The organism is Pseudoalteromonas sp. SR44-5, assembly GCF_014163675.1.
Taxonomy (GTDB): domain Bacteria; phylum Pseudomonadota; class Gammaproteobacteria; order Enterobacterales; family Alteromonadaceae; genus Pseudoalteromonas; species Pseudoalteromonas rhizosphaerae.
The window spans coordinates 54,625-72,962 of the sequence record NZ_JACJDT010000012.1 but is presented as its reverse complement, the minus strand read 5'-3'; the positions used below and the strand labels follow the sequence as shown (position 1 = coordinate 72,962).

Below are 18,338 nucleotides of genomic sequence, written 5' to 3'. Positions count from 1 at the left end.
CTGATGTAGTTTAATGGCGGCTAGTTTACCTGCCAGCTACGCTTTATCCAACTAAATAAGTTGCCGTACCAAAAGCTATTTGAATGCCTTGTTCATTATGGAGCTCCATCCGGCATACACATACTTTATTACCGGAGCGAATTAGCTTAGCACTAGCGGTAAATTCAAGCCCTTTGCCTGGACGCAAGTAATCAGTGCGCAAATCGATGGTGCCGAGTGTCGCTAGCTTGGTTTGAATACTAACTATATTAAGCTCAGTGAGCTTATCTATCATCGCCGCCGCCGCTAGCATCCCCCCCACATTATCAAGCACCGCAGAGATCACCCCACCGTGGAGAATTTTTTGAGCAGGATTACCAATAAAGACATCCTGCCAAGGAAAGCTTATTTGCGCTTGTTCCGCATCTAGTGATTTAACTTTTATTTGTAAAAACTGGTTAAACGGCATTTGCTCTACAAAAACTTTAGCAACTTGGTCAATTAATTGGGCTTTATTCATTATTATTATCCGCGACTTTATAACTGGTAAGATGAGTAAAGCACAACTAAAAAGAAAGTGCGATAAAAAGCACCTATGCAAGGTCGTCTAAAAGCTCTAAAATGTCCGCGATGAATACACCAAATCCCACAGCAAGCACCGTAGTGCGCAGTCCCGCAGCTATACTCAAACAAGTGTTTGGTTATAGCGAATTTCGTGATGGCCAAGAAACGGTGATCAATGCAGCCCTTAACGGCCAAGATTCGCTAGTATTGCTGCCAACTGGCGGCGGCAAATCAGTATGCTACCAAGTGCCCGCGCTTGCCTTAAGCGGTCTGACAGTCGTTATTTCGCCATTAATTTCCCTTATGCAAGATCAAGTATCACAATTGCAAGCGCTCGGGGTGAAAGCGGCGTATATCAATAACAGTTTAAACCGCGACGAACAGCAGCAAATATATCAACAACTGCACAATGGTTTGCTTAAGCTACTGTATGTTGCACCTGAAAAAGTGCTGCAACATGAATTTAAAGAGCGCTTAAGTCACCTTAATATTAGTTTATTTGCGATTGACGAAGCTCACTGTGTATCACATTGGGGTCATGATTTTCGCCCTCACTACTGCCGCTTAAGCGAACTAAAACAACGCTTTGCAGATGTGCCTATGATGGCGCTCACAGCGACAGCTGATAAAGCCACGCGGTTTGATATCGTCCAGCAGCTTGGTTTAAATGCCCCCTATATACACACTGGTAGTTTCGATCGACCAAATATTCGTTACACCATTGAAGAAAAATTCAAACCGCTGGCGCAATTACTTCGCTACTTAAAAGAACAACAAAGTCAAAGTGGTATTATTTATTGCACCAGTCGAAAACGAGTTGATGAAATAGCTGAAAAGATCGCTGATGCTGGAATGAACGCAGCGGCTTACCATGCAGGTATGAGTAACGAGCAACGCCAATTTGTACAAACCGGTTTCGCCCGTGACGATATTCAAATAGTGGTGGCTACTGTTGCCTTTGGCATGGGCATTAATAAACCCAACGTCCGTTTTGTACTGCATTATGATATTCCCAAAAGTATCGAGTCTTACTATCAAGAAACTGGCCGTGCTGGCCGTGATGGCTTGGCCGCTGAAGCTATTATGTATTTTGATCCGGCCGATATTGGCCGTGTTAGGCGATTTTTTGAAGACATTGAAGATGAACAACGTCGTCGTGTCGAAGAGCAACGCTTTAACGCCATGGCCAGCTTCGCAGAAGCACAAACATGTCGTCGGCAAATACTTCTTAACTACTTTAGTGAATATCAACGCGAACCTTGCGGCAACTGCGATATTTGCCTAAATCCACCAAAAAGTTTTGATGGTACTTTAGTGGCACAACAAGCCCTTTCGTGTGTGTATCGTGCCGAACAACGGTTTGGTTTAGGCTACATAGTTGAGCTACTGCGCGGAGCAAATACCAGCCGCATTAGGGATAACAATCACCACCAACTCAGCACTTATGGCATAGGTAAAGACCACAGTAGTGAATTTTGGCTCAGTATTTTACGCCAACTGATTCACCAAGGCTTACTGAGTCAAGATATCACCCAAGGCTCAGCACTGCGCTTAACCGAAGGTGCTCGCGCTATTTTGAAAGGTCAATACGCGCTGCAAATGGCTGAACCACGTCTGCAAGCGAAGCACGTATACCAAGACAAGCTCGCTCAGTTTAATTACGATAAAAAGCTATTTGCCAAACTACGTGCCTTACGTAAAGAGCTTGCCGATGCGGATGATGTGCCACCATATGTGGTGTTTAACGATAAAACCCTCGCAGAAATGGCGCAACTAATGCCAACCAATGACAGTGAATTTCTCAAAGTGTCAGGAGTTGGCTTTACTAAACTCAATAAGTACGGCAGCCCTTTTTTACACGCCATACGCGACTACTTAGCCCAGTCTTAAATAAAGAGAAAATTGATGACTCAGCTGCAACTAGATAATCAACATAATGCCATTATTATTATCCCCAGCGAAATGCCCAACGATGATGATTTCGAGCTTTGGGCGCAGTTATTTTTACATGGCCCAGAAATAGTAATTGGTGAATTTGCAGCGGGAGCGGATCGCCACCAATGTCGCTTTACGTATGCACAGCAAAGCTTTAATTTAAACTTTGAACACTACAGTAACAGTATTTGGGTTAATGGCGAAGGCATTGAAGCTGAGCATTTATTAGCAGCCTTAGCACACTATTTTCTTACACTATTGCAACAATGAGGTAGACTTATACACAAACTTAGTGTGTAGTGGGTTAACGGTAAAAACCCATAATAAAGGATTTCAATGGTTGTAAATAACGCTTATGCATTTTTATTGTTTAGCTGTTGCAGCACTTTGCTCTATTCATCCTATGGCTTAGCGCAATCATCTGGTGACGAACAGCAAAGTTGCAGTAATCAACGCACAATTACACCCACTGAAAAAAATCTCCGTCGCCAACTTGATGTCGATGAGACACTGCCAGAAAAAACCAACAAAGCCAAAATTGCCCAGGTCGAACTTGATCAACTCAACGTCTTCAATACCAATTTAGAAGCAGAAAATAACGCATTATTTCGCTTTGCCAATCGTGTTCATATGACCACTGAGCCAGACGTTATAAAAAATATTTTATTGTTCGAACCTGGTGATCACTATGAGCCGAAAAAACTCGCCGAATCAGAGCGCTTATTACGTCGTCAAGGTTATCTATACGATGCCAGAATAAAAGCAGAAACTAACTGCGATGGTGACATTAATGTAAAAGTGATCACCCGCGATTTATGGACGTTACTACCAGAAATTAGCTTCAGCCGCAGTGGTGGCGAAAATAAATCGAGCATTGGGTTTCGCGAATCCAATTTATTTGGCTGGGGTAAACGTTTGTCACTTGCTCGCACTACCGATGCAGAACGTAATGGTTACCTGTTTGTTTATGATGATCCTAATATACTTTCTAGCCGCTACCGTGGTCGTATAGAATACTCAGATAACGACGATGGTAAACGCCATTTACTCGAGCTTAGCTACCCTTTTTACTCTATTGATACGCCTTACAGCTATGGCTTATTAAGCTACTCTGATCAACGAATTGAATCTCTCTATAAACGAGGTGAAGTATTCAGTCAATTTATCCAGAAAACAGACTATAATCGCATTCACTTTGGCCACTCTAAACAGCTTGCTAATAATTGGACTCAACGCATTAGCGTCGGTTATACCCATGAACAGCAAGCTTTTGAGAGCACAGTAAATACCGTCACACCATTGGCTGAAAAACGGGAGCTAAGCTATCCATATATCAGTGGTCATTGGTTTGAGGATCACTACATAAAAGTGCGTAATTTCGACAGTATTTATCGTACTGAAGATTTAAATCTTGGTTGGAATGTGCAAGGTTTATTAGGCTATGCAAGTGAAGAGTTAAGCAATGACGATAGCCGCGCTATTTACTCTTTTGATGCGAAAAAAGCTCATTTTAGTGGCGATAATACCCTTTGGCGCTTTCATGCTAGCCTAGATGGTAATTGGAACGAACAACAAAGCAAAGTAGAGAACTTACTCGCGAGCACTCAAGTGCAGTATTATTTAAACACCAGTTTTGAACAATCGTGGTATGCCAAAATACGCTTAGACTATGCTAAAAACCTAACCCCCGACAAACAGCTAATCTTAGGCGGCGAAAATGGCCTACGTGGCTATCCGCTAGACTACCAACAAGGCGATCGTAGTTTTTTAGTTAACCTTGAAAAACGCTATTATTGGGAATACGACCTGCTTCAACTGTTTAAAGTTGGTGGAGCTGCATTTTTTGATATTGGTCGCGCTTGGTTTAATGACCAAAATAACGGTAAAAATGGCCAAGTATTGAAAAATATAGGTATCGGGTTACGACTCGCCCCAAGCAGAGCAAATGCAGGTACTGTGATCCATTTAGATATCGCCGCTCCACTTGATAAAAGTGATGATGTTGATTCTATTCAATGGCTAGTCACTGTAAAAAATTCCTTTTAAAGTGTGCTAAAAACGCTAAACTAGTTGCTCCTAAACCGCATTTGGATTGATTGTGGAACTGTTAGATATTCTTAGCACGCAGTATAAACTCATCGTCACTTTAGTCGCTCTGTTACTTTTTCCTGTACTATTAAAACTGACTAAAAAATTACTCGAAAAAACTATTAAGGGCAAAGTCGATATTCACCGTAAATATCGTGCCGAACTATTACTGAAAATTATTCTCGCATTTGTAATGCTGTGCTTAGTGTTAGTTTTTTGGGGTATTGAATTACGGGGTTTACTGGTACTTGGCTCATCCTTGTTTGCCATGCTAGGTGTTGCACTATTTGCAGCTTGGTCGCTATTGAGCAATCTGACCTCGTTTTTGCTAATGTTTATTCAGAATGACTGTCGTGTTGGTTATTGGGTTAGAGTTATTGACGGCGCGAACTTTGTTGAGGGGCGTATTGTCGAGATGGGCTTGATGAATGTGGTATTAGAACATGTTGATGGGCACCGAGTTATTTATCCTAATAACCTATTTGTTACTCGTCCGGTGATGGTTTTAAATAAAGAGCCGAAACCTACTAAAGCAATCGCGGTTAAGCGCGCTATTGGACCTAAAAAGCTGCAATAAACGAAAAGCACATAACAAAAAGCCGTTTAAGAATATCCTTAAACGGCTTTTTTGATCAGTTACAATCAGCAATTAATTATTTAATTCCGCTGTTTTTAACTCATCTTCAATATCACTTATTTCATCAATAAAGGTTTCAAGCTGTTGTTCTACCAAGCTGTTTGCGTGAGCAAAATATGCTAAATGAAACACTGCATCACCTTCATTAACCAGTGGCATAGTTTGTTGACCAATCACTATACCACTTCTTGGCGCTAATAATTCCAGCTCAGAATCACCGAGCGGGCTACTGATATAAGCTAATATTTGCCCTTTCATTACTCGCTCACCCAATGATACTTGCGCACGCACAATGCCATCGACTTCAGCACGCACCCAACTGGTAGAGCTGGCAATAATTGGCTCAGGTAACTTTTTAGCGCGCTTGCCACGGATCATTTTTAAATGACGCATGACATAATCAACGCCTTGCATACCAGCCGCTATTGCAATTGGATCAAACCGCAGCGCTTCTCCAGCTTCGTATGTAATCACCGGAATACCTAAGTTCGCGGCCTCACTTCGCAGTGAACCATTACGAAGTGACGCATCAATAACGGCTGGTGTACCAAATGCATTCGCCATTTGTGCCGTTGCTTCATCACTCAAATCTGCGCGAATTTGCGGTAAATTGGTGCGATGTATTGCGCCAGTATGTAAATCAATAATATGCGTACAATGAATGGCCACTTGCGAAAAGAACATATGTGCCATACGTCCAGCAAGCGATCCACGAATAGAACCTGGAAAGCTGCGATTCATATCACGGCGATCAGGTAAATAACGTGACTTATGAATAAAACCAAATACGTTAACAATCGGCACAGCAATCAGCGTACCACGCAGCTGGTTAGCATCTATTTTTGCTAATAATTGGCGTACGACCTCTACGCCATTGAGTTCATCACCATGAATAGCCGCACAGACCATTAAAACAGGCCCTGCTTGAACTCCATTCACTACCTCTATTGGGATATTCAACGGCGAATGGGTGTACAGCTTAGCTGCTTCTAGGGCCAGCGTCTTACGCTCACCGACACCCACCGTTTCACCTAATAAAGTAAACGCACTATTGATTCTAACCTTTGCCACGCGTTGCGGTCCTTTTGGTTGCAGCGGTTTTTTCGATAAATTCGATCACCATACCTGCAATATCTTTTCCTGTTGCTACTTCGATACCTTCAAGACCTGGTGAAGAGTTAACTTCCATTACCAAAGGTCCGCGAGATGAACGAAGTAAATCAACCCCAGCTACGTTCAAGCCCATTGCTTTAGCTGCAGCTACTGCTGTTCTACGTTCTTCTGGCGTAATACGCACTAATGTTGCACTGCCACCGCGGTGTAAATTAGAACGGAACTCACCATCTTGTGCTTGACGCTTCATTGCGGCAATCACTTTGTCACCAAGTACGAAACAGCGGATATCTGCACCACCAGCTTCTTTAATATACTCTTGTACCATGATATTAGCTTTTAAGCCCATAAAGGCTTCAATAACACTCTCAGCAGCTTTACGTGTTTCAGCTAACACCACACCAATGCCTTGAGTACCCTCTAACAGCTTAATAACTACAGGTGCACCGCCAACCATTTCAAGTAAGTCTTTAACGTCATCTGGCTTGCTGGCAAAACCGGTTACCGGCATACCAACGCCTTTACGTGATAACAACTGTAACGAACGTAATTTATCTCGCGAACGTGAAATAGCAACTGATTCATTAACAGGAAATACATTCATCATTTCAAACTGACGCAGTACTGCACAACCATAAAAAGTAACTGAAGCACCAATACGCGGGATTATGGTATCAAAATCTTTTAAATTTTCACCGCGATAATGGATCTCTGGTTGCTCAGAGTTAATGTTCATGTAACAACGTAATACATCGATCACTTTTACTTCATGACCACGCATCTCAGCTGCTTCAATTAAACGACGCGTTGAATATAAATTCTTGTTACGAGATAAAATACCAATTTTCATAGTTAAAACCTTAACTATCTAATAAATGAGATAAAGCCGGATCAACGACTATACGATTTTCCATGGCTGTGCGCCCTAATAACATTCTAAACTTCATACTCGCTCGGCTGGTCAAAGTGACTTCTATTGGCCAACTTTTATCACCAGCGCAGAGCTTAGTCTCAATAAAATACCGCAACTCACGCTGCCCACTTGAGCTGGTTACATATTTCATCTTTTTTACTTTAGCATCACACTCAATTTGAGTGTGCTCATCTTCTTGCAAAGGCTGAGCAATAAATTTAACCCACTTTTCGCCTTCTCGCTCATATTCTTCAATATTAAGAGCATGAATACATGACGTACGGGCGCCCGTATCAATCTTAGCCTTAATTTGATTAATGCCAAGCTCAGGTAAACTTAACCACTCACGCCAACCAACAATTATCTTTGCCGTCATAAATGTGCCCTTTAATAAAAAACTGTCTTATACGCTACACGGATAAAAACACAAATGAAATAATTTTATCCAAATGATAAGCTAATTTAATTGACCTAAGTCACTCAATAGTCAACTATATTAACATACAGGATTAATGAGAATTTACTATGTTCAATGGTTTACTACACGCACTTATACTTGATGAACAAGGCGGCGCACGCACAATTGATAATAGTGCAGACCTACATAACTGGCAGCCTGAGCAAGGTAAATTGTGGGTTCATCTTGATTATAGCCAAAGTGAAGCCATAGATTGGTTACAAAACAGTGAATTGTTGACTGATTATGAACTTGCATCATTAACAGCCGATGAAACACGCCCTCGTATCACCAAAGTAACTAACGGTTGTATGTTGTTTTTACGAGGCGTGAATTTAAATCCTGCGCAGAGCCCTGAAGACATGGTCTCAATTCGTTTATTTATCAATGAAAATGTAGTGGTCACTACCCGAAAACGCCGTTTACTTTCAGTCCAAGATATTTTAGCTGCACTGGAAGAAAAAACTGGGCCAGTTAGCATTTCTGAATTAGTTTGCCAACTGACACAAAATCTTACCTCACGTATGCAAGGGGTAATTGATGGCTTAGATGACACTCTCGATATTTTTGAAGATGAAATTGACGAGCCGACCAAGCGCTTTGATAACCAAGGACTGTCGCAGTTACGCCGTCAATCAATTGGTTTAAAACGCTACTTAAGGCCACAAAAAGAAGCGCTCAGTACTTTAATGGCAAACAAATACAGCTGGCTTAGTGAAAACGACAAAGCCAAGTTAAACGAAACCACCAATCTACTGATCCGCTTTATTGAAGAATTAGACAGCTCTATTGAACGTGCGCAAATTATTCAACAAACCATTACTAATCAGGTTTCTGAACAATTAAATCAGCGTATGTATGTGATGTCGGTGGTTGCGGCACTGTTTTTACCGCTAGGATTTTTAACCGGTTTACTAGGCGTAAATGTAGGCGGTATCCCTGGTACAGAGAGCCCTTACGCATTTAGTTTTTTTGTTATATTTTTAGTCGTGATCACCGGTGCCATCGGCGTTTACTTCAAAAATAAAAAATGGCTTTAAAAATACTCACGGTTGTTCAACTACATTGATTGGTATAGTAATGATAAAAGTAGTGCCAGCACCTAATTGACTCTGGCACTCTATCGTACCGGCTAGTTTATGTATTACTAAATTATAAACAATGTGCAACCCCAAACCTAAACTCAGTTGTGCGTTATTCGTAGAAAAGAACGGATCAAATACTTGCTTGCGGACATCTTCTGGCATGCCTTTACCATTATCGCTGATTATCAGCTGAAGTTGTTCATCATGTTTACTCACTGTAATGTTCACCTCCCCAGGCGTTGAATCATCAAAAGCGTAAACTAAGGCATTTTCCACTAGCTGCCCTAAAATTTGCGAGAATGCACTTGGTGAGGCAAAAAAACGAATTTCTTGCTGGTATTGGCATTTAACTTTATGAGGCGTTTGGTCAACACGTGAGTGGATTGACAGCAGAATATTATCGATATACTCACCTAAGTTAAACCAGCGATTTTCCTGTGTATCGTTGTCTACCGCAACTTGTTTAAAGTTATTGATTAGATTGGTAGCTCTATGGAGATTCACGCTCAATAACTCTGTGCTTTGTATTATATGATCATAGGCCTGATTAAACTCCTCTCTCGACATGTTACCCGCAGCCGCTTTGCCATGAATAGTTTTCGAGGTGCTTTCCAGTACTGATGCAGCCGTGACGCAAATGCCCAATGGGGTATTTATTTGATGAGCAACTCCAGCAACTAATCGTCCTAACGACGCATGCTTTTCATTTTCAATTAACTGTTGCTGAGTACGTTTTAGCTGTTCCAGCGATAATGTTGCTTCTTTGGTCTTAGTCTCAAGCTCAGCAGTACGCAGAGCCACTTTACGCTCAAGTACCGCATTTAACTGTTTTACTTGTTTCTGTGAAGACATCAACTTGGTATTCGCATCTTCAATCTCAGTGACGTAGCTTTTTACTTGTAAGTACACATCATTTAAAGCAGTAATAATTGGGGTAAACTCATTGCGTTTAGCATACTCAACTGGCAGTAGATTAACTTGCTTATTACTACCATAACGAATAGAGCTTTTTATGATATTTAATACCTGATCAAAAGGGCTAAACAAAGCTTTGAGGATAAAAATCATCAGTATAATAAAGCACAGCCCTATGCCACTGCCTGTGATTAAAGCCCAAGAAGACACTTTATCAACTTGTTTACTTAAATCATTTTTAGGAACTAATGAGCCAAAGATAAAACCGCTCTCACTAAGCTGATAAAAAATATACTTATCTTCAATTGCTAGCTGCTCAAACCCAAAGCTATTGACCTTACTTAACCGACTTTGAGCTACTAATGTTGCCGCCCAAGGAAAGTCATCGGTCAACTGCTGTACCGTTTGAGGCTTGTCTGTAAAGCCAATAATTAACTCAGAATCCCGGTGAAATAAAAATGATTGTGCATTTTCGGTCACTTTAATGCTGACTAAAAACTCACTTAACTCAGCTAAAGACCAGTCGAGCGTCGCCATACCAATCGGACTGCGGTTATCGTCAAGCATCACCGCATCTATAGTCATCATCAACGAGAATGAGCCTGCATCATCGTAATAAGGGTTAGTCCAAAATATTGGACGATAGCTGGATTGGTTTAATCCCCACCCTTGCTGTTCAGCAAGCTGGTACCAATCCTGAGAAAAATAATCGTACTGTGGTTTATTGAGATCCCACGTAAATTGCAGCTGTTTATTTTCTTTATATACATATGGGCCAAAATAACGATACTGCTCATCCAGTACCTGGGGTTGATACCAAAGCCCTCCTCCCATGGCTTGTTCAAAACTGGCAAACTTATTTTGTAACGTGCGCTGAGCCAGTTCCTTGATATCAGCCATGGGAGTAGATTTTTGATGACGCAGAAAGTATAACTGTTCACCGCTTAGAGCCAGATCGATCGCATGCCCTTGCATTTGTTCTGTAAGATGATTGATTCGGGAAATAGTGCCATTGAACACAGCTTGAATTTCATTTTGCTTAAATTCATCCAAAGATTCTTTGTAAATTAGCGTGTTGAATAACTGTAGGGTTGAATAAGCCAATATCTCAAACAAAATGACAAACACCAGAATACGGGTTTTAATATTCATTCAATCTCCAGAGTACTCTTTGCTAAAGAGCTCATTTAACACAACACTCACAGGCATTGCCTAATAACAACTGTGCTCGACTTACTTAGTATACAAAATGACATGAAACGGTAATCCCACCATTTTTATTGGAGGCGAGCTGTAGTGCATAATACAATTCCCTAAGATAATGAATTATGAGTATAGTCCAGTTGTCAGTTTTACCACTTGTGCAATTTAATTAATTCTAAATATTGGTAGGGGTTTATTTACATCATGAGTACTAAAAGAGTGTGATTGAGGGCAAACACTGTGGAGTAAGATAGAGAGTTATTATTGATTGCCTTTGATGAAAGGCTGGGCATTATTGCAAATGGCGCTCTCGGTAGGGATCGAACCTACAACTCAGCCTCCGGAGGGCCACGTGATATCCATTTCACCACGAGAGCACATTTGTGCCACCACACCAACTCGCGATATCAGTGCTTAGGCCGAGCAATAATAAAGGCATATGCAATTAAATGCTAGCTTCTATCGCTTAGATGCTTATTAATTCAGCAAATTATAATAAATTACTTCACAAGCAAGCAAAAAACAGCTATTAAATTATACTTAATAAAAATCACTAACCATTTTGCAACATATAAATGCCCGTTTAACGACTTTTAAGGCGCTTGTAAAAGGTTTAACATGAGGAAGTATCTATGAGTTTAATGTCAACCGAGCAAGTAGCGGAGTTTTTAGGGGTTAAAGTTGAACGTGTAAAGCGTCTTGCCCGGGAAAGTTTATTAATATCGAAATCTGTTGATGAAAACGGCGAACCACTATTTGATGCAGATGAAGTTGCAAAATACAAAGAACTTGCGGCGCGTTTTGGTGGTCTTTAACGATACTCCATTGAGCTAATCAAACAATCCAACTGCGTACGCAACTCAGTCACTTTATTATCGACTGAGCGTGCGCTATACCAACAAATACACAACACTAAAAACACCAACTGATAGCATTCAAGCTTTTGCAGTGAATTGTGAAATTTTTGAATAGCAGGCAATTGCTGTTGGTAGTTTGAAAGTAAGCTATTTTTTTGCTTATCATTCAACGCAAAACTAACAGTCAGTGCTGCTAAATCGAAGTATACGTCATTACTTTTAGCGTACTCAAAATCAATTAAAAACATGCCTTGGCTATTCACAATAATGTTTTCTTTTACTAAATCATTATGGCAAAAACCTTCATCACGGGGTAATAACGCGATTTGCTTTAATGCATCCTCAACGCTTGCTTGATATTGCTGATATAAGCGAGTTTTTTTATAAAAATCCAGCTCATACTTTATATCCATCGCCTCAGTAACAACATCATGGCAATGAAAAGCAATCAACTTTTGCAGCAACTCTAAAGTGTAATCCCCTTGTGCAATATCCCCCTCTAGGTATTCAAAAATCGCCAGCTTGTTAACTTCATCAGTCCACAGTGGTTTAGGGCATACCTGCTGCTGCGCAAATACAGTTTGTGCTGCCAAGCCCTGCACTGGCCAATGCTCGCGATAGCACTTTAATAAAAAAGCCTGCTGTGCAGTACGCACTAAAAAGTTATCGTTACTTAAACCGCTAAATAGCCGCTCATTGCTCAATACCTTTAGTTGTGGATCAAAAGCGGCAAAAATGCCGCTAATTTCTTTACCTGTCATACTGCTTCTTATAATTGCGCCAAAGGCTTAGCTTGATTTTGCTCGTACTCTTCATACCAGGTTTTAAACCCCCATGCTGCCATTATGGTGTAAAAAATAAACAGCGCTAATGTTGGGTAGTAGCCTTTCTCGTAATACAAGTACATCGAAGCCGCATCAATAACAATCCAATACAGCCAATTTTCCAGTACTTTTTTTGCGACTAAATACGTTGTAACAACAGCAAAACAGGTTGTAAAACTATCTAAATAAGCAAAGTCTGCATGGGTATGATTGTTCATCACATAACCAAATATTAATGCCACAATCGAAGTCGCAATAATGATGAATAAGTGTTGATGCAAGCGCCATGAGGTGATCACTAATTGATGTTTATTAGCGTCGCCTTTTCGCCATATTACCCATCCATAAACCGCCATATACATATAGTAAAAATGCAATAGCGATTCCATTAATAAAGCACCATTCCAATACATTATGGTATAAATAAGGGTGCTAAAAAATGCTGCAGGCCAACACCACAGGTTTTCTTTTATTGCTAATAGCAAATATGCCATAGAGAGCGCCACTGCGATATATTCCCAGTGCGACATTGCAGTAAACCCTGCGAGAGTTTCTGTAATAAATTCCATAATTGATCCACTAAGGCTTTAGCTGCTATTGGGGAGAGAGATCACCATTGAGGAATTTACAAACAAAAATAGCTTTGCCAAACTCTTCGTATGAACGCTTTATCTCAGTACTAAGCACAGACATTACTAAATCGTAATCACCAAAAATTTGCGTCGACAAGGTATTTGTTATTACTTTTAAATCGTCATATTCATTTAAGCGATCAATAAACCCCTTAATAAATGGGATATAATCTTGATGAAGTGGGTACTTACTGATCTCTACAGATAATTTCATGACAATTCCTTGGTTTATTTAAAAATATGGCCGTTATTGTAACTTGAGCTAAGCTACAAGTCATTCAAAGGTAGAGCGGATGTCGAAGAAGGTGTAAAATTAACGCAATTAAATTATTTTATGAGTGACTCATGGCACGACGCATTACGTACAAATTTAAAAATCAGCCTCGCGAAATTAATTTTGCAAAAGATAAATATCGCGATATGTATCAGGCTATTGCTGCGGCTGAAGGGATTGATTTAACAAATTATTTAAAGATGGAACAGCAAATTGCTATGACTTCAAAAGGCTCTGCGGCAGTGCGTAATTTTCGTGATGAAGAGTTTGCTCGCATGGGTTTTAGCGATGTGTATTTTATCAAAGAGTAACGCTTAGCATTACTCTAAATATTCATAGCTTACCCGTGGGGTAATATTACAGACTAACTCGTAAGGGATTGTGGTGGCACATTGGGCGATTTCTTCAACGGGTAATTCTGGGCCCCACATCACCACCTCATCGCCTACTTTGATGTCATCAGCATTTTCACCAATATCAACACTGATCATATCCATAGAGATGTTGCCAGCAATACCATAACGTTTGCCAGCAATCACTACAGGTGTGCCATGTCTAGCATGGCGCGGATAACCATCACCATAGCCCATGGCAACCACTGCAAGCTTAGTCGGCTGAGCACTTTGCCAACAGCCACCATAACCAACACCTTGCGCGGCATCAACATCGCGAATTGCAATGACCTTAGTGGTTAAGCGCATCACCGGCTTCAGCTGATGGTCTTTGCCAGAAGTGTTAAGCATTGGTGATACACCATACATCATCAAGCCTGGACGCACCCAGTCGCCATGACCTGCAGGCCAAGCTATAATACCAGCCGAATTTGCTAAACAATGTGCTTGTTGTTTGCCTTGCACTAATGAATCAAACAAAGCAATTTGCTCAGCTGTTTTGGGATCATTAACATCATCGGCACTGGAAAAATGCGTCATTAAATTGATTGTATCTTTAGCGTTATTCGTCGCTTGCAAGCGCTGATAAAAATCACTCAACTGCGTTGGTGCAATCCCTAAACGATGCATACCGGTATTGATTTTTAACCAGCAACTAATTGGTTCATCGAGCTTTGCATTTTCAAGTGCTCTGAGCTGGTTTTCATCATGGATAATGGTTTGAAAGTTATTGGCTAATAAAATCGGCAAATCATCTTGATGGAAAAAACCTTCCAGCAACACAATAGGCTTGGTCAGCCCACCCGCCCGCAGTGCGAGCGCTTCATCTATTCGTGCCACTGCAAATGCGTCGGCATCATTAAGGTGCTGCGCTATTTTTACTAAACCATGACCATAAGCATTGGCTTTTAATACCGCCATAACTTTACTATTAGGCGCAAACTGTCGCACTTGCGCTAAATTATGAGCAAGTGCTTGTAAGTTAATTTCGGCAATAGCTAAACGCATTAGTAATCATCATCTACAGCAGGTCCGGCGTAATTATCAAAACGCGAGAACTGACCTTGGAAAGTTAAACGTACTTTACCAATGGGACCATTACGTTGTTTACCTATGATAATTTCAGCAATCCCTTTCTCAGTACTGTCTTCGTTATATACTTCGTCGCGGTAGATAAACATGATTAAATCGGCATCCTGCTCGATAGAGCCTGATTCACGTAAGTCGGAGTTAATTGGGCGTTTATCGGCACGCTGCTCTAGAGTACGGTTTAGCTGCGACAGTGCTACGACTGGGCATTGGAGTTCTTTTGCTAATGATTTAAGTGACCGTGAGATTTCAGCAATTTCTAAAGTACGGTTATCAGAGAGGCTGGGAACGCGCATTAGCTGCAAGTAATCGACCATGATCATACTTATCCCACCGTGATCACGAGCAATACGACGCGCACGTGAGCGAACATCTGTTGGAGTTAGACCTGATGCATCATCAACATACATCTTTCCTTTTTCCATCAGTAGCCCCATGGTTGATGAAAGACGCGCCCAATCGTCATCATCCAATTGACCGGTGCGCACTTTGGTCTGATTAATTCGACCAAGGGATGCCAACATCCTCATCATAATCTGCTCCGAGGGCATTTCTAATGAGTAAATAAGCACAGGCTTATCTTGTGTCATTGCGGCATGTTCAGCTAAGTTCATCGCAAATGTGGTTTTACCCATCGACGGACGGGCGGCCACAATGATTAAATCTGATGGCTGCAAACCAGTGGTCATTTTATCTAGATCGGCATAACCGGTACTTACCCCCGTCACACCATCTTGTGGCGACTGATACAACTCTTCGATTTTATCGACTGTTTTTTCTAAGATGCTGTGAATACTTTGCGGACCATCGTTACTTTTTGTCCGCTGCTCAGCAATTTTAAACACTTTACTCTCTGCAAAGTCGAGTAAATCGTGGCTGGTGCGCCCTTCCGGATTGAAACCTGCTTCGGCTATTTCATTGGCAACGCCAATCATTTCACGTACAACAGCACGTTCGCGTACGATATTCGCATAGGCGTCGATGTTCGCCGCACTTGGCGTATTTTTAGCAATTTCAGCTAAATAAGCAAAACCACCGATACCACTGAGTAAATTCTTTTTCTCTAAGCTCTCTGATATGGTGATCAAATCGATTGGATCGCCTATTTCAGCAAGCTCGACCATGGCTTCAAAAATAAGCTTATGGGTACGTGTATAGAAATCTTGCGAAACTACCAACTCGGCAACACGGTCAAAGGCTTGATTATCAAGCATTAAGCCACCTAAAACAGATTGCTCTGCTTCAATGGAATGAGGAGGAACTTTAAGAGTGTCGACTTGTTTATCTGGTTTAGCCATAACTTCGCAATACTAACAATGAATGGCCTCTATTCTATCTACTTGGCTACGTTGTGCAAAGAGCAAAGCAGGATTTCTTTTCCTACTTTGCTACGGGAGATTACTTTTGCTTACGTAATTCTATGCGCCCACTGATAGTGTCTATTTCAATATCAGCATCACCACCATTAACCGCAAACTCCAATTCACTTGATGGCCCATATTTCGCTTTTTTAACTTTATCGTCACTCAACTCATTAATAATTTTACCATTGGCATGCGCTTCAATTTCAAACCGCGCAGAAACATCCGTCGGGAAGTAAAAATCGGCATCGCCACTAACAGATTCATAAGTAATTTGCGCACCTTTTAGTAACTCATTAATATGTATTTCACTCTCACCATTTACCGTGCTAATACGTAAGCTTTTTAATGCCTGAAAAGCAAAGTCGATATCGCCATTAACATTCTCTAAGCGAACTTCTTGAGCTGCTGTTTTGGATTTAATATCACCATTGACAGCAGTAAAGCGCAGCGTGCCTTGTGAGTCTTTGTCATTAATTTCGCCGTTTACGGTTTCATAGCGTATATCACCTTTTAAGCCTATCGCACTGACATCACCATTAACGGTATCCACAGTAATATTGCCACTGATGTTTTGTAAGTTAATATCACCATTAACGACATCAATATCAGCCCCGGCGATCAAATTTTTAGCACTGATAGTGGCGTTAACACCGGTAAATTCAAGTTCGCTGCTATTTGGCATATAAATAACTAATTGAGAACCATCGCCACTATTCCAACCGTTATTATTGTTACGCGGCATTTTAACGATAAATTCGATACGATCTCCTGCCACTTCTAAACGATACCCTTGTGCTTTATCATCAAGCTCACCGGTGATCTGTAATTGTGATTTATCCCAGCCCTCAATACGTACATCACCGCGTTGGTTATCTATAAAAATACGCTTATTAGCGGGCACCTCAATTTGTTCATTGATTTTCTCACCAGCAGAGGCGAAAAACGGCAATAAAGTTAGTGCTAATAGTAATGTTTTCATGGTTGATACTCCTAAATTTGTTGCCACTTCGGTGCATGCACCTTATTGATTAGATCTAATTGCTGCTGATAAACCTGTGCGAGCATTTTTAATAACGCTGGATTCTCAGGCTCATTGTCGAGGGCTTGCTTTATTGCCCGCTCAGCGTCCTCTAATTCTGTTAATTGCTGTTGCCAGTTATCTGTCAATGCAGGCTGATTTTGATATTGCACCAACAAGGTTTGTTTTTGCTGGGTAAAATAGTCACTCATCACCACACTTGTCGCAGGCTCAGAGCCGGAAAACAGCAACTGCACGGTTAATAAAGCCGCCACTGAGCATGCTGCCACACCCGCTAATTTAGGCCACAGCGCAGCTTTACCTTGCGCCTGAGGAGCATGCGTTAATGCTTTTTCGATACCTGGCCATAAATCTTTTTGTGGTGAGATCTCTAACTCAGTGTTATTGATTGACTCAGCTAAAAATGTTTCAAAATTAGGCTTACTCATTTTCATACCACTCTTTTAATAACTGACGGGCGCGATGAAATTGCGACTTACTAGAACCCACTGCCATTCCTAACATAGTGGCAATCTCTTCATGGCGATAACCTTCAATGGCGTGCAGCACAAATACCATACGAGCTCGCTCAGGTAGTCGTAATACTAACTTGTCGAGTCCATTTAGACCTTGGCAATCTGTTGCGCTTTGTTCATCCATACCACTTTGCTCGAAGCTCACTACTTTTTGCAACCAATTCTTATGTTTACGTAAATAGCTAATCGCAATATTACTGGTGACACTGTGCAGCCAAGTTGAAAACTGTGACTGCCCTTCAAAGCTAGCGATTTTATGCCACAGCTGCACAAATACTTCTTGAGTTGCATCTTCGGCATGTTCGCGATCTGCGAGTAACCGTAAGCACAATCCATAAACCCGCTTTACATGTAATTCATAAAGTGCAGCATAAGCATTTTGATCACCGCTTTTTACACGGGTAATAAGTGCATCTTCGCTTAGCTGTGTAAAAGCATGTTTTGCATCTATCAACATCGTTGA

General features: G+C 41.1%; 20 protein-coding genes and 1 tRNA gene. 7 read left to right on the top strand and 14 right to left on the bottom strand.

The genetic code is table 11. The annotated features are described in order from the left end of the window. Window positions 1–43 precede the first annotated feature (43 nt). The gene (locus tag H5154_RS09120; RefSeq protein WP_149980646.1) at window positions 44–499 is read right to left on the bottom strand and encodes a thioesterase family protein; all 456 of its coding nucleotides are present in this window, start codon (window positions 497–499) and stop codon (window positions 44–46) included. Between the two features lie 110 nt (window positions 500–609). On the opposite strand from H5154_RS09120, the gene recQ reads away from it, so the two are divergent. The 4 genes from recQ to H5154_RS09100 all read left to right on the top strand — a co-directional run bounded on the left by recQ (window position 610) and on the right by H5154_RS09100 (window position 5,143). Continuing rightward, a complete protein-coding gene (gene recQ / locus H5154_RS09115) occupies window positions 610–2,433 on the top strand; it encodes a DNA helicase RecQ (RefSeq protein ID WP_182718107.1) in 1,824 nt (607 codons plus the stop codon). Between the two features lie 15 nt (window positions 2,434–2,448). Continuing rightward, complete coding sequence (locus H5154_RS09110) at window positions 2,449–2,748, top strand: DUF3630 family protein (RefSeq protein ID WP_182718077.1); 300 nt, start codon at window positions 2,449–2,451, stop codon at window positions 2,746–2,748. A gap of 66 nt (window positions 2,749–2,814) precedes the next feature. After that, a complete protein-coding gene (locus tag H5154_RS09105; protein WP_182718076.1) occupies window positions 2,815–4,524 on the top strand; it encodes a POTRA domain-containing protein in 1,710 nt (569 codons plus the stop codon). 52 nt (window positions 4,525–4,576) lie between these two features. Next, window positions 4,577–5,143 (top strand): mechanosensitive ion channel domain-containing protein, encoded by a 567-nt coding sequence (locus H5154_RS09100; protein ID WP_149980644.1) that lies wholly within the window; start codon window positions 4,577–4,579, stop codon window positions 5,141–5,143. Between the two features lie 72 nt (window positions 5,144–5,215). Here H5154_RS09100 and H5154_RS09095 read toward each other — a convergent pair whose 3' ends face one another. From H5154_RS09095 to H5154_RS09085, 3 genes are read right to left on the bottom strand one after another with little or no spacing between them, the layout of a single operon-like run. Continuing rightward, complete coding sequence (locus tag H5154_RS09095; RefSeq protein ID WP_145237048.1) at window positions 5,216–6,274, bottom strand: succinylglutamate desuccinylase/aspartoacylase family protein; 1,059 nt, start codon at window positions 6,272–6,274, stop codon at window positions 5,216–5,218. Further along, window positions 6,261–7,166 (bottom strand): 30S ribosomal protein S6--L-glutamate ligase, encoded by a 906-nt coding sequence (gene rimK, locus H5154_RS09090; protein WP_182718075.1) that lies wholly within the window; start codon window positions 7,164–7,166, stop codon window positions 6,261–6,263. The genes H5154_RS09095 and rimK overlap by 14 nt, the downstream gene beginning before the upstream one ends. 10 nt (window positions 7,167–7,176) lie before the next feature. After that, a complete protein-coding gene (locus H5154_RS09085; RefSeq protein ID WP_145237042.1) occupies window positions 7,177–7,605 on the bottom strand; it encodes an ATP-dependent zinc protease in 429 nt (142 codons plus the stop codon). 149 nt (window positions 7,606–7,754) lie between these two features. On the opposite strand from H5154_RS09085, the gene H5154_RS09080 reads away from it, so the two are divergent. Continuing rightward, window positions 7,755–8,726: a zinc transporter ZntB gene (locus H5154_RS09080; RefSeq protein WP_145237039.1), complete on the top strand. Its 972-nt coding sequence runs from the start codon at window positions 7,755–7,757 to the stop codon at window positions 8,724–8,726. 6 nt (window positions 8,727–8,732) lie between these two features. On the opposite strand, the gene H5154_RS09075 is transcribed toward H5154_RS09080, so the two are convergent. Together H5154_RS09075 and H5154_RS09070 are read right to left on the bottom strand one after the other, a co-directional pair. Next, complete coding sequence (locus H5154_RS09075; RefSeq protein ID WP_182718074.1) at window positions 8,733–10,838, bottom strand: ATP-binding protein; 2,106 nt, start codon at window positions 10,836–10,838, stop codon at window positions 8,733–8,735. 353 nt (window positions 10,839–11,191) lie between these two features. Next, a tRNA-Arg gene (locus H5154_RS09070) sits at window positions 11,192–11,266 on the bottom strand. A gap of 255 nt (window positions 11,267–11,521) precedes the next feature. Between H5154_RS09070 and H5154_RS09065 the strand changes: the two genes are divergently transcribed. Further along, entirely contained in the window at window positions 11,522–11,704 is a 183-nt protein-coding gene (locus H5154_RS09065) for a helix-turn-helix domain-containing protein (protein ID WP_145237033.1), read from the top strand. Here H5154_RS09065 and H5154_RS09060 read toward each other — a convergent pair. Genes H5154_RS09060 through H5154_RS09050 form a run of 3 tightly spaced genes read right to left on the bottom strand, consistent with a single transcriptional unit; the run spans window position 11,701 to window position 13,416 of the window. Continuing rightward, entirely contained in the window at window positions 11,701–12,507 is an 807-nt protein-coding gene (locus H5154_RS09060) for a phosphotransferase (RefSeq protein WP_182718073.1), read from the bottom strand. The genes H5154_RS09065 and H5154_RS09060 overlap by 4 nt on opposite strands. 8 nt (window positions 12,508–12,515) lie before the next feature. Then, a complete protein-coding gene (gene pnuC / locus H5154_RS09055; RefSeq protein WP_149980641.1) occupies window positions 12,516–13,139 on the bottom strand; it encodes a nicotinamide riboside transporter PnuC in 624 nt (207 codons plus the stop codon). 25 nt (window positions 13,140–13,164) lie between these two features. Further along, on the bottom strand, window positions 13,165–13,416 hold the full coding sequence (locus H5154_RS09050; protein WP_145237024.1) for a hypothetical protein: 252 nt from the start codon (window positions 13,414–13,416) through the stop codon (window positions 13,165–13,167). A gap of 131 nt (window positions 13,417–13,547) precedes the next feature. Here H5154_RS09050 and H5154_RS09045 point away from each other — a divergent pair, with 131 nt between their 5' ends. Next, window positions 13,548–13,787, top strand: a complete 240-nt coding sequence (locus H5154_RS09045) for a DUF2960 domain-containing protein (protein WP_145237021.1) — start codon at window positions 13,548–13,550, stop codon at window positions 13,785–13,787. Between the two features lie 9 nt (window positions 13,788–13,796). On the opposite strand, the gene alr is transcribed toward H5154_RS09045, so the two are convergent. The 5 genes from alr to H5154_RS09020 form a co-directional block, all read right to left on the bottom strand. Further along, window positions 13,797–14,876: an alanine racemase gene (alr, locus tag H5154_RS09040; protein WP_182718072.1), complete on the bottom strand. Its 1,080-nt coding sequence runs from the start codon at window positions 14,874–14,876 to the stop codon at window positions 13,797–13,799. Further along, on the bottom strand, window positions 14,876–16,255 hold the full coding sequence (gene dnaB / locus H5154_RS09035) for a replicative DNA helicase (protein ID WP_145237015.1): 1,380 nt from the start codon (window positions 16,253–16,255) through the stop codon (window positions 14,876–14,878). The genes alr and dnaB overlap by 1 nt, the downstream gene beginning before the upstream one ends. A gap of 100 nt (window positions 16,256–16,355) precedes the next feature. Further along, window positions 16,356–17,300 carry a DUF4097 family beta strand repeat-containing protein gene (locus H5154_RS09030; protein ID WP_182718071.1) on the bottom strand — a complete coding sequence of 315 codons (945 nt, stop codon included), beginning with the start codon at window positions 17,298–17,300 and terminating at the stop codon, window positions 16,356–16,358. A gap of 11 nt (window positions 17,301–17,311) precedes the next feature. Continuing rightward, entirely contained in the window at window positions 17,312–17,794 is a 483-nt protein-coding gene (locus tag H5154_RS09025; RefSeq protein WP_182718070.1) for a hypothetical protein, read from the bottom strand. Further along, the gene (locus H5154_RS09020; RefSeq protein ID WP_182718069.1) at window positions 17,781–18,332 is read right to left on the bottom strand and encodes an RNA polymerase sigma factor; all 552 of its coding nucleotides are present in this window, start codon (window positions 18,330–18,332) and stop codon (window positions 17,781–17,783) included. The genes H5154_RS09025 and H5154_RS09020 overlap by 14 nt, the downstream gene beginning before the upstream one ends. Window positions 18,333–18,338: the final 6 nt, after the last annotated feature.